This window comes from Maricaulis virginensis, assembly GCF_027922185.1.
GTDB classification, from domain to species: domain Bacteria; phylum Pseudomonadota; class Alphaproteobacteria; order Caulobacterales; family Maricaulaceae; genus Maricaulis; species Maricaulis virginensis.
Map to the genome: position 1 here is coordinate 82,010 of NZ_BSFE01000011.1, position 12,707 is coordinate 94,716.

At 60.0% G+C, this 12,707-nt stretch carries 7 protein-coding genes; all 7 read left to right on the top strand.

Annotated features, from left to right (window positions below; all coding sequences use genetic code 11):
• The first annotated feature begins 32 nt into the window (after positions 1-32).
• The 7 genes from PKE71_RS17660 to PKE71_RS15420 all read left to right on the top strand — a co-directional run bounded on the left by PKE71_RS17660 (position 33) and on the right by PKE71_RS15420 (position 12,707).
• Positions 33-557 (top strand): DUF2726 domain-containing protein, encoded by a 525-nt coding sequence (locus PKE71_RS17660; protein ID WP_373878824.1) that lies wholly within the window; start codon positions 33-35, stop codon positions 555-557.
• Between the two features lie 2 nt (positions 558-559).
• A complete protein-coding gene (gene traW, locus PKE71_RS15395) occupies positions 560-1,240 on the top strand; it encodes a type-F conjugative transfer system protein TraW (protein WP_271187888.1) in 681 nt (226 codons plus the stop codon).
• Entirely contained in the window at positions 1,237-2,256 is a 1,020-nt protein-coding gene (gene traU / locus PKE71_RS15400; RefSeq protein WP_271187889.1) for a conjugal transfer pilus assembly protein TraU, read from the top strand. The genes traW and traU overlap by 4 nt, the downstream gene beginning before the upstream one ends.
• Complete coding sequence (gene trbC / locus PKE71_RS15405; protein WP_271187890.1) at positions 2,241-3,140, top strand: type-F conjugative transfer system pilin assembly protein TrbC; 900 nt, start codon at positions 2,241-2,243, stop codon at positions 3,138-3,140. Before traU ends, trbC begins: the two co-directional genes overlap by 16 nt.
• Positions 3,141-3,280: 140 nt before the next feature.
• A complete protein-coding gene (gene traN / locus PKE71_RS15410; protein WP_271187891.1) occupies positions 3,281-10,444 on the top strand; it encodes a conjugal transfer protein TraN in 7,164 nt (2,387 codons plus the stop codon).
• The gene (traF, locus tag PKE71_RS15415; protein WP_271187892.1) at positions 10,441-11,265 is read left to right on the top strand and encodes a conjugal transfer protein TraF; all 825 of its coding nucleotides are present in this window, start codon (positions 10,441-10,443) and stop codon (positions 11,263-11,265) included. Before traN ends, traF begins: the two co-directional genes overlap by 4 nt.
• The gene (locus tag PKE71_RS15420; RefSeq protein ID WP_271187893.1) at positions 11,265-12,707 is read left to right on the top strand and encodes a conjugal transfer protein TraH; all 1,443 of its coding nucleotides are present in this window, start codon (positions 11,265-11,267) and stop codon (positions 12,705-12,707) included. The genes traF and PKE71_RS15420 overlap by 1 nt, the downstream gene beginning before the upstream one ends.

The following is a 12,707-nucleotide window of genomic DNA, read 5'->3' on the forward strand; positions in this document are numbered from 1 at the left end:
TGGTTTTCGAACAGCTTGCCCCCTTGATCGGAATGCTGGGAGTAGCCGCCGCTGCTGCAATTCTTTGGCAGACGGTTCGCGGAATAAGAACCCGTAGGACAGGAGGCTTCGAGTACGATGCCGGTCCTGGACTGCTGTCACCAGCTGAGAAAGCGTGCTTTGACCAGCTGGTCAGTCTGGTCGGGCATTATGGACACGTCTGTCCAAAAGTTCGGATCGCGGATCTGGTCAAAGTGCGCTCGGCCTTCTTGTCGCAGCGAGATCGCATGGCTGCGCTGGGCCGCATTGCACAGAAACACGTTGATTTTGTCGTGATCGATCCGACCGGCCGGACCGCCTTCGCACTGGAGTTGGACGATCGAAGCCATGACCGTCGTGCGACGCGCAAACGAGACGCGTTCGTCAACGAAGTGTTCGACATGGCGGGAATTGACCTGGTCAGGGTGAGACCGCGCGGGCTGCGTTCGTCTGATCGCCTCTCGAAAGCACTGGGGGCTCTAAGGTCGACGGATCTTGCAGAGACTCGGATCCTACACGCCGCTGAAGGGGGGTACTGACGATGGTTTTAGGAAAGACCGGTGCCTTGAGGCTAGTAGCGAGCGTTGCGCTTGCTTGGGCGGGTTCGATCGCGCCGGGCGTTGCTGATGATTTCGGCACGATGGGTGAGACGTTCGAGATCGCTGAGCCTGATCTTCTCCTTTGGATCCAGGAGCGTCTGAGGGCGGCCGAAGACAGCGGCGACCTAGACACTATGAACGAAGAGTTCGCCGCGCGCGTTGAGCGCAATGTTCGGCGTCCTGCGCCTGTGGATTTCGTAGAGCACGCTGAGGAGACCAGGAGCTGGTACTACGACCCGACGGTCACGGTTCCGGAGGACTATGCCGATCACAACGGGGTGGTGTTCGCGCGCGCTGGTGAGCAGGTGAACCCGCTCGAAACGATGACCCTGCGCCGGGGATACGTGTTCATCGACGGCGACGACGACGACCAGGTTGCCTGGGCGTTGGAGCGGTATCGAGAGGATGACGGAAATGTTTCGATCATCCTGGTTCGTGGCGCACCGCTCGAGCTCATGGACGAGCATCAGGTCCGCTTCTTTTTCGATCAAACCGGCTTTCTTGTGGAGAGGCTGGGTGTACGCGCGGTGCCGGCGTCGTTCGAGCAGGAAGGCACGCGTGTTCGTGTCACCGAACATGGCCCCGCTCAATGGCGCGGCCGCGCTGACGAGGTCGAGCGATGAACACGATCAAGCACGTCATGATGGTAGCATTTGCTGCTGCGATTGTTTTCTGGAGTGGCGGTCGAGCGGACGCGCAGGACACGTGCAACGGGCGGTTCGTCAACCCCATTTCCGATATCTGCTGGGACTGCCTGTTTCCGCTCACAGTGGGCGCTTTCACAGTCGTCCCAGGGAGTCATCCGGATACGGAGAATTTCGCGTCTCCGATTTGCCTTTGTCCGATGGCAGCGCCTCCGTTCATTCGCATCGGCGTGGCCATTGGTTTTTGGGAACCGGTTCGTCTGGCTGATGTTGCAAAGGACCCGTGGTGCTTCGTCAATATCGGCGGACTTACGATCTCGCCGGGATTCAACATCGGATATAAGGGGATTGGCGGTCCCAACGGCGGCGGCAACCAGTCATCGGAATATTTCGTGCACTGGTATGCTTATCCGCTGCTCTACTGGCTTGAGCTTCTCGCCGACGCTGCGTGTGTGGAGCAGGCGTCGTTCGACGTGATGTACGTGTCGGAGCTGGACCCGCTTTGGAATGATGACGAGCTGTCGTTCTTGATCCATCCGGAAGCCGCCATATTCGCAAACCCGATCGCACAGGCGGCTTGCGCGGCAGACTGCGCAGCCGTTTCGACAACCGGTCGAAACTTTCCCGGGATGTTCTGGTGCGCCGGCTGCCATGGCAGCGTCTATCCGTTTAACGGAAACATTCCTGCAGAAGTCACGCGGATCCAGGGCGCTGCGCTCGCCGCCGAGCGGATGACCTACAAACTCCACCGCCAACTCCTCGCTTGGCGGACGTCCGGGCCCAGCGCCATCTGCCAGAAGCAGCTGGCCCCGATTTGGCCCCGCGATCAGTATCGGTATCAGCTGGTCAATCCGACGGCACACACGGCCGGCCCTGGTACCTGCCCGCGAGCCGGCACGGCCACACCGGTCTACGAGAGTGGCCGGGCCTTTCCCATGCAGGGCGAAGACATTGGATTCCTTATTTGGAGGAAGCGAACATGCTGCGCTCTATAAAACTTGCGATCGATATTGTCCGGGCGATTGGCGTGGATGGTCGGATCCTGCCGGCCTGGCTAGGCCTGGGCGCCTCTGCCGGGCTTGTCGCATCCGGCCTGGTTCATGGTTCCTTGCCGGATTTGATGATCGCATTGGCAATTGCACTGCTGGCTGGCAACGCATTGCTGGACGTCGCGTATCGCATTCATGGGAGTGGTTTCTGGAAGCGTGCGGTTTTGGCGCTGGTCGTAGCAATCGGTCCCGGCGCGGGAAGCGGTGTGGGGCAGGAAAGAACGGACGCTGAGCAGACGCGCGACATTCTCCAGTCGAACAGTGATCGCTTCGATGCAGACGCCGAGGCCTTCGCCAGACAAGTCCTTGACCTGGCGCGATCCAACCAGTCGGCATCCGAGATCGCGGACGTCACACGCGAACGGCTCATCGAAGGCATGGGTCAAGCCGCTGACATGCTGGATGTTGAGGGTTTTCATCCCGAGGACCTTATGGGTCCGGACCACTCCGGCCCGGTCGTGTACGTCTTTGTGTCGCTAGGCATGCCTGACGACGCACTTCAGCGATATGTTCGGGAGGCTTACGAAGTGGGCGCGGTTGTGGTTATTCGCGGATTTGTTGGGAACTCATTCGCGCGTACGCAGGAACGCATAATCCAGCTTTTCGACCAAGAAACGATCGGCGGCGTGGCCATCGATCCGCGGCCCTTTCAGGCCTTCGGCATCGATCGTGTTCCTGCGATTGTTTATGCTGACCACCAGGTCGAGCCCTGCGGCGGCTTGGGCTGCGTGGTAGAGGCACCGCGGCATGACATTGTGCGCGGAAATATATCGATTTCAGCAGCGCTGGAATTGTTCGGCGAAGATGCACCAGCAATGCCTGCGCAGTGAATGGCAAACCTGCTACAGGGTTGCTTTGTTCGACAAAATATCGACAATGATTGTTGGCCCCCGGGGATATAGCGGGCCGCCTTTTCTAACAGCGCGTCGAGCGGCAGTTCGGCGAGCGATAGACTGTAGGCGGACGCCCCGTGACCCGAACGACCTTATCGAGCATTTTTTTCAGCCTTGCGCTGATAGCCTGTTCAGGCATAGCGGCTTCCGCACAACCGCCGGCGGCGGGTGCGGCCGCGGGCTCATCGAATGACGATGACACTCAGCCCACCACCGGTATTACGGTAGGGGGTCAAGGCGGGTCGCGTGTAGGCTTCGATTTCGACGATCCAAGATCCAACGATGCAGCGGCTGCGGCCAGAAGCGTCGGTGGGGTTAATGTCGACTTTGGCAACCTGAATATTGATCCGAGCGACCTGGGCGGGACGAATGGTTTGCCACCTGAGTTTGCGGACTTTGAAGCGAACCCCGGCGCACTGGACGACGCCTTGGCAGATCCTGCACTGCAGGATTTGATGAATGGCATTTCGGGGAACACGTTTGGCGATCCGGGGTTTGAAGATTGGGTGTCGGGCCTCATTGATGGCCAGGGCAATCCTTGGGACGTCACGGATATGGATCCGTCGGTTCCAACTACCTGCACAACAGAAACGGAGACGCGTGAGTCTGTAAACAGGACGACATACTCTTGCTCGGTCGACGATGGCCGGGAGATAGAGCAGCCGGTGTGCACGGAGATCCTCGTCCATCCAACTGACGACGACTACGTTTACACTTGCGAAGAAGACCGGCCGACGACGAACGATGATTGGTCGGGCAGCTGTGAGCCGCTTGAGGACGATCCTGGCTGTGAGCAGACTGACGAAAGCTGCTTGGAAGAGCAGGAGGCCATACCTGCGACGTACTCGTGCGAAGACGGGCGCACGGCGGACGTTACTGACGAGGTGTGCGTTGAGCGGCGGCGATATGAGCTTGACGCAGACTATGAATATGAATGCACGCGGCGGTGGGAAGATGGGCGATGGGTTCTATCGCCTGAATGCGAAGCCCTTGAGTTCGCAGACGGCTGCGAGCGCACCGACACGACGTGCATCGAGGACGGTCCGCCTGTATTTGAGGATCTCATTTGCTACGAAGGTCCAGGCGCGACCGTATCGGCCGAGGAGTGCCGCGCCCAGCTCAACATCACCGTAGAGCGTGATTACATGTACGAGTGCCGGCAGCGGTACGATGTTCGTGAAAACCGCTGGGAATTCGTCAATCAGGAGCTGTGTGAGGAGCTCGTCTTCGGCTGCGAGCAGGTGGAGGGGTGGACCTGTGACGCTCCAGGTGAAGCGAACCTGGAAGACCGGATTTGTGAAATCGGGGAGGCGCTCAGCTCGGAAGAAGAAACCTGCGTGCAGGATCGTCTTCACACTGTCGATTTGGATTTCCGCTACGACTGCGAAGAAGTGTTCAACGAAGACACCGGGTTGTGGGAATCGGATCCGGTTTGCACAGCACTTGACGCGGCAGAAGGCTGCAGCCGGGACGAAGAGTTCTGCGAATTGCCGCGAGAGCCGGTGTTCGTCGAAGAGCAATGCAGGACGGGTGTGTCGTTAGGATCGGAAAGCCGGTCCTGCAGGTTGCCGCTCGAGCATGCGATCGACGTCGATTATGTCTACGGCTGCCAGAGGACTTGGAACCCAGCAACGCAACGTTTCGAAGACAGCGCGGGGTGCTCGACGCTTCGTAGCCAGTGTGACTTTCTGGTCGAGAATTGCACCACGCCGGCGCCGTCTCGCTATGAAGACTATTCGTGCAGGTATGGTGAGAGGGCCGTCGTTGAAAACGAGACGCTGGAGCGTCGTCTCGCGATCACTGTCGACGTGGACTACATCTTCGCTGGTTATAGCGATTTCAGCACTGGGACGAACACCTGGGTTGATGACCGGGCTAAAGACATTCTCGACGATTTTGCGGGATGCCGAGAGACCGCGACGTCATGTGTCACGGAGAGCCCGGGCGTCTATTCGACTCACACGTGCGAGCGTGGCTATCGGATTGAGACCAATCAGCAAACATGCCGAGCGCCTCGCGATATCGAGGTAGACGTAGATTATTCCTACGAGGCGACCCGCGACTGGAATGGTTCAAGCTTCGTACCGAGCTGGGAGCACAACCGCCTCCGTCAGTACAATTGCGTCCAGGAAAGCACGCGCTGCACGGAAGGTTCGCCCGGCGTTTACAGCTATCATCAATGCCGGATTGGCTGGCGCAACAACGATGAGCAAGAGACCTGTTCTCGGCCGCTCGTCGTTACAGTCGATGCCGACTATCAGTATCGCGCGGACAGCAACTGGAATGGGAGCCGGTGGGTCGACACGAGCGCGCTGAACACGCTGCAGGCGACTGGCGGCTGCACTCAGGCGTCGCGCCGATGCACGCAAGAATCTCCAGGTGTATTCGAGACCTACACCTGCCGGGTCGGGACCGAACTGACCACGACCAACAACAATTGTTGGGAGCATCGGCAGGTTACAGTCACACGGCGTTGGCGGCACCAATCCCTGGGTTATCGGGAACGGTGGGACGAGCCTGGTGTTCCTAGCAATATCTCCGGGCCTTACATCTCAGCCGGTTGCACGGCTGATGGTGGGCCATCATGCACAGGCAGTGGGGGCTTCCGGTTATGTAAGCAGAACTACATCTGCACGCAGGCCACGGTGAGCGGACGGACTGGAACCGAGATCGAGCCGGCGACATCCGACAGCATAAATTCCTCTTCATGCAACCAGTACAATGCTTGTACGCAGGTCGCACGTGTATGTGTTCAAGGCGCAGAGACCCGAACCATCAATGGCGCGCAAGTCTATCGGGACTGCTGGGCGTGGCGGCGGACATACGCTTGCGAAACCGAGACGCCGGTCAACACCTGTAGTCCACCGGGCAATGCGCAACATGTCAGGAACCGGTGCCTTCGGTATGATGGCGGCAGCTGTGGCCTCACCGAGCGGGAATACCGCGTTCCGCAGCCGGACCCGTCAGGCGGCTGCCACCGCTACGAGCATACGTTTTGGTGTGAAAACCAGGTGTCAGGCCTGTCCCACACGAGTGTGCGCCGAGAAGTCACGGGGTCGAGCTGGGACAATTCGGCGTGCACCACATCGGCGCTTGGCGGCGGTTCGTGCAGTTTGAGCTCGACGCGATGCGTGGAGGGAGCCGGCACTCGCACGATCAATGGCCTACAGGTCTATCGGGATTGTTGGCGGCAGGAACGTACATATACCTGCGAACGGCGGGAGAATATCAACACCTGCAATCCTCCGTCAGGATCCAGCCTTCAGGACCAGGAGTGTGTTTGGAGTGACGGCGGTGGAACATGCCGGCTGTGGGACAGGACGTACGCTCGCGAGGAGGCAGACCCGTCGGGTGGGTGTCATGAGTTCACTGACCGGTTCCGCTGCGAGGATCGTGTTGGCTTGGTCGGCCCGGTGGTTCAGGAGCACCGAGACATCGTCAGCGATGGGTACGATCGATCAGCCTGCGCCAGCTATGCAAATGATAGCAATTGTACGCGCACAGCCAGGAGGTGCGTGGACGGAAGCGGCACTCGAACCATCAACGGGCTGTCGGTAACCCGGAGTTGTTGGGAAGAGGAAGACGTCTACAGCTGTGATGTCCAGGAGACGGTAGATACATGCAACCCTCCGGCCGGCGCGACGCGCGAAAGCCGCACCTGCCTCTGGAGCGACAATAGCGGGACATGCCGGCTGTATCGAGAAGAATGGGTCCGGGAGGAGGCTGATCCGTCTGGCGGCTGCCACCGCTATCAGCACAACTTCCTATGCGAGGACTATGTCGGTGGGATCGGGACGCCGATCGACACTCGAAGGGACATCGCTTCTGAGACACTGACCAATTCCGCTGAGGCCTCCCAGCTTGAGGAGGCGCAGTGCGAATTGACGAACACCGTATGCACGGAGGGACGCGCGACACGGACGCTGAACGGCTTGCAGGTAACACGCGATTGTTGGGCGTGGGACTACAGCTACCAGTGCACCACCTATGAATCGTTTGATGGGTGTCAGGCTGTTCCCGCCGGCTGCGAGTATCAGGAAGAGGTTTGCGCTGAAACCTACCCGGACGGCAGCTGCGCATCGACCGAGAAGCGCTATGTGTGTGAAGTCGATGACGGGTCCGGAGGTTGTCATGTTTTCACAGGCGAGTATCGCTGTGAGAACCAGACGAGTGGCGTCGGACCGGTGTTGCGTGAGATCCGCACGGCAGGTGAGGGGGGCTTCAACGAAAGTGCGTGCACAGCCCACATGGGCGACGTGGGATGCACCCTGTCGTCGACACGTTGTGTCGATACAACGCCAACGACGCGAACGGTGGACGGTGTGTCGATCACAGCGCCTTGTTGGGAGCAGGAACGCACGTATACCTGCGAAACACAGACACCGCTTGATACATGTACTGGATTTTCGGCTTGCGATCTTGTTGCAACCGTATGCGAAGCTCATGGAGCGGATGGCAGCTGCGCAACCACGCTGAACACCTATAGCTGCCAGGTTGATGATGGCTCCGGCGGATGCAATGCACGGGGCGTCACTTTCCAATGTGAGAACCTCGTTGCGGCGGCTGGCGATCCGACGAGCATGTGGGTCGCGGCACAATCGCCATGGGGCTGGAACGAAAGCTGCATCGCCCATCGACCGGAAGGATCGTGCATCGCCGTATCGGAAAGCTGCATCGGCAGTGGGTCTGTGCGCATCAACCCGGTGATTACGGCCGCGGAGCTCGCTGCAGATCCCGCACTTGCGGCACTGCTCGGTTTGGAGGGAGTCACGGAAGGCTCTGGGCACGCCAATGAGATTCTCGGCGCAGGCGGCGTTTGGCGGATTTCAGCGGACAATCTGTCGCTACCAAGTGTTCCGTCGGATTGTATCCAGCGTGAGGTGACATACGACTGCGAAGTCGCTGAAGCGGTGAACACGTGTGGCGAGTTCGAAGCCAGGACTTCTGGCGGTTCCAGCCATGCCGAATTGGCTGCTCCACAAATACAGTATGCGGCACTCGGCTCCACGCGGATCCATGGCGACACTGCCTGGTTTACGTCAGACGGCACGGTTTCTTTGGCGGGTCTGCGCGGTCGGGTCGGCGCAAAGATGCAGGTTTCGCAAGAGGATACGATCTGCCATCCGGACATTGTATATGGCGATGGTACAGACTGCCGACCAGATCACAGGGCTGATCAGAATGTTTGTGATCTTTACCCGCAGATTTGTGATCCGGACTACGACCCGGACACGCCGGGTGAAGGCGAGTTGGGCGATTGTTCGCTGGAGGAGGAGACCTGTGTTGCCTCCAATCGTGCTGGCGACTGTGTTCGGTGGCAGCGCCGATACGAGTGTGCTGTGGGGGACGATTCTCAGGGATGTACTGAGCGGTCAGATCTCTGGCGATGTGAGGGCGAGCTGGGTGCTGGAGCTCCGACCCAGATCGTCTACCGACCAGGTCAGCGAAGCTGGAACTGGGTCGGTTGCGAAGAGCTCGACAATGCGCCGCGGTGCGAAAAGACGGGCGCACCTTATTGCACCGATAGCGAGCCTCGGGAGCGGGAAATCGCACCAGGCGTGTTTGCGACAGCCGACTGCTGGGAACTGACCCAGGACTACACATGTGACGCCGTAGTCGAACCGTTTGGCTGCACATCGACCGAGGGCTGTACATTTGTCGCCAGCCAGTGCCTAGAACGGGACTTTGATGGGAGCTGCCTGCGCGAGAGACATGAGTACCTATGCCCGGGGGAAGATCAGTCCGGCGGGTGTGCCGTCAATGAGGACACCTATTGGTGTGAAGATGAGGTGCCCGGCGCCGGCGATCCATCCGATATGGGTGCGACGATCGTCGATGAAGAGTGGGTCGCGGACGACTGCCCGCCGGCCGGCAATGACCAGTGTGTTGAGGAGCCGGAGCCGGTCTGCGTCGATAACTGGGCAGATGGGCGCCCAGTAACCGATTTCGATTGGCGCGGGACCGTCCGGGATCCCTGGATTTCTCAGTTCGAGCCAGAGCGCGATGTGTTCGTAAATGGCTGTCAGATGCGCGAGCGCCGGTTTCAGTGTGTCGAGTACCGCGACGTATCGACGTGCGAGATCCCTGATACCTGTCAGCAGGTGGCTTCGGCGTGCCTCGAGCGGGATCCGATCACTAACGCTTGCATCCGGAACCGGCTGGACTTTGAGTGCCAAGCGCAGCCGGCTGGCTGCGTGCGCCGAGAGCGCGAGTATATGTGCGAAGATCTTGTCGACGGCGCCGGCCCACCTGACGACACGGTGACTGAAGTTGGGGAAGGGGAATGGCAGGAAGCCGATTGTCCGGATGTCAGTGATGAAGACCTTGACTGCGAGCCGCAGGAAACGGTTTGCACCGAGGGGGCGGGCTCTCGTCTGATCGGTGGGCAGGAGGTGTTCGAAGAATGTTGGGCGCGCGAGACTGCCTACATCTGTGAAGGCGTTGGCGAGATCCTGACGGACTGCGACCCACCCGACTATTGCGAGTTCTCACACGAGACCTGCCTGGACGAAGTGCCGTCTGAGAACTGCCGCAGTGTCGAGCGCGTTTACCAGTGTGAAGAGGTGACAGAAAGCGAGATCACGCAGGAGGTGTGTGAACGCGAGATTTCCTGCTTGAACGGCAACTGTATCGAGGTCGAGCACGAACCGTCGACGAACATGCCTGAAGCGCTCGCGCGCCTCGCCGGTCTGAGCCAGGCCCATGACAGCGTGCCCGACGGATCCAGCCTGGACCTGATGTCTGGCGACGATCTGCGCTGCCATAAAACCGGGATCTGGAAGAACTGCTGCTCAAACGGTGGAGATGGCATCGCCATTGATTGGCTGGGCGGCAGCTGCAACGAGCAGGAGCAAGAGCTCGCGCATCGCACGGCTGAAGGCCTGTGCGTGGAGGTCGGCTGGTATTGCGCCAAGCGTGGCTGGTTCGGATGCCGCAAGCGCATGCGCACCTCCTGTTGCTTCGGAAGCCAGCTCGCCCGGATCATCAATGAACAGGGTCGAGAACAGCTCGGGATGGGCTGGGGCGATCCGAGGAATCCTCAGTGCGGCGGCCTTTCGCCAGAGCAATTCTCGCAGCTCGATCTGTCGAACGTCGACTTCAGTGAAGTGCTCGGCGACGTGACCGATTCCTTCTCTCCGGACGGAGAGGGGGATGTGGTGACCCGGATCCAGGATCGGTTGGGGCAATTCTATTCGACAGGAGAGCCGACGAACATGTCAGGCGGTGGAGACGGACAATGACGCGATTGACGAGCTTTATGGCGTGTCTGGGGGCGATGCTCGCTGTTTGCGGAGCCGTAGAGGCCCAGGCTCCATCGGCAACAGGATCGCGGTTCTACTGCGATGAGCGCGAGCTGGGCCACTGGTTTTATTGTTCCAGGCCTGCTCCGGAAGAAGAGGAGGGTGCGCCGGCGGATCCAACTGAAACCCCCACAGAGCTGACGTCGCGCGAAGAGCAGCTTGAACGGGCCCGCGCCTACGTCCAGGAGATCGAAGAAGCGCGGCTCATAGCAGCGTTCAATCCGACGCCAGAGAACGTCCTGTATTATCAGCAGCTGCAGTACGACATGACCGAACGCAGCGCCATGTTCACCGACCGATGGCGGCGCAATACTTGGTCAGACGCGTCGCTGGACTACACGACTGAGCGGCCCATGGCCCAGTACGCGCGCCACGAGTGGCTCGATCAGCGATCCGACGAAATGGCCGGCGAGCTGGAAGATCTCTCCGACAGATACGGACTCTTTTACTTCTATCGGTCGGACTGCCCGTATTGTCAGCGGTTCTCGCCGGTACTGCGGGCATTCGCGGATCGATTTGGCGTTGAGGTCAGGGCGATTTCAGTGGATGGCGGTCCGATGCCGGCGTTTCCGGACGCCCGGCCGGATACGGGTCAGTTCAGCCGCCTCCTGCAAGGCCGCCAGGCCGTCGTACCCGCCGTGCTTCTCCTCGATGTCGAAACGGACACCCCGCACTGGATCACCTTTGGGCTGATCTCGGGCCAGGAGCTGGCAGAGCGAATTTTTGTGACCATGACACGTGAGCCCGGGGAGGATTTCTGATGTCCGGCAAAATCAATCGACCACAACGGTACACTGCGAAGGCACGCCGTCTGAGCGCCTCCAGCCTTCTTCCCATCGCGTGCCTCGCGATAGCGAGCCTTTCGGTAACGACAGGTGCATCTGCACAAGTCTCCGCCGAGCTCGATGACTTCTGGGATGGCGTACAGGCCAATGCCAATGTCACCGGCCCGCGGGCTGATATCGGCCAGGAGGGTGGCTACTTCACCGGCGGCTCGCTGGTGTACCGTGCCCCGCAGGACACTCTTCAGGTGATGTCCATGACGGCACCGTCCATACGGTCGGGGTGCGGCGGAATCGACATCTTCACGGGCGGCTTCTCGTTCATCAACGCTGACCAGCTGGTTGCCCACCTACGGGCCTTGGCCGCGAATGCCCAGGGTGTTGCATTCTCGCTCGCCCTGAAGACCCTCTGCCCGATGTGCGAGGATGCCGTAGCAGACGCACAGCTGCTCGCGCAGGAAATCAACGCCATGAATATCAACTCATGCGAGTCGGCGCAGAATCTCGTCGAGGGGATGTGGCCTCGTCATAACGCGGCGTCCGAACACATCTGCCAGTCCGCCGGCGCCCGGCAGGGCATGTTCGCTGATTGGGTCGAAGCGCGACACCAGTGCGGAACTGGCGGCGCGCGAGGCCCGAGGGATAGCGATACCGAGGCGCGGATCCCACTGAACGTCAACATCGCCTGGCGGGCGCTGACGGAAGACGCCTCTTTTGTTGGATCGGCAGATACGGCCGAGTTCCTCATGAGCCTGACGGGGACCGTGGTTATCCTGGAAGGCGCTACAGCGAACGAAGGGCCCGAATATCGGTGGTATCCGCCCTTGGCTCGAAATCGCGAGGTGCAGGACGCATTGTTCGCCGGCGGCGCGATGCCAATCTACGAGTGCGATGAACACGATGAGTGTCTGGGCCTGTCCAGCGGGAACGCCAACATCTCGGATGATGAAGCGCTATTTGCCCGCGTGTCGAACCTCATCAACGGGATTCTCGATTCGATCGAAGCCGATCAACCGCTCAACGCCGATCAGCGGGCCTTCCTGAACGCCACATCCCTTCCGATCTACCGGATCCTGTCTGTCAATCACGCCTATAAAGGCGCCTTGGCAGTCAACGATACCCCTCAGCTTGCCGAATACATTGCCATCGAGCTGCTCACTGAGTTTCTGCGCAATTCGATGGAGCAAGCCCTGCAGGCTCGCACAACGATCGAGCAGCAGACGATGAGCGAAGACTATCGCGAATGGCGCGAAGGCATCGCAGAGACCGTTCGGGCTCTGGAGGAAAGGCAAGGTGAAGTGGCCGAACGGCACGGCTACACATACGAGGTTGTACAGAACTACCAGTTGATCCAGCAGCATCTGGCGGCGCGTCTCGAACGTCGCATGCATGACGCACTCTCAAACCTGCAAGGCGGCTAG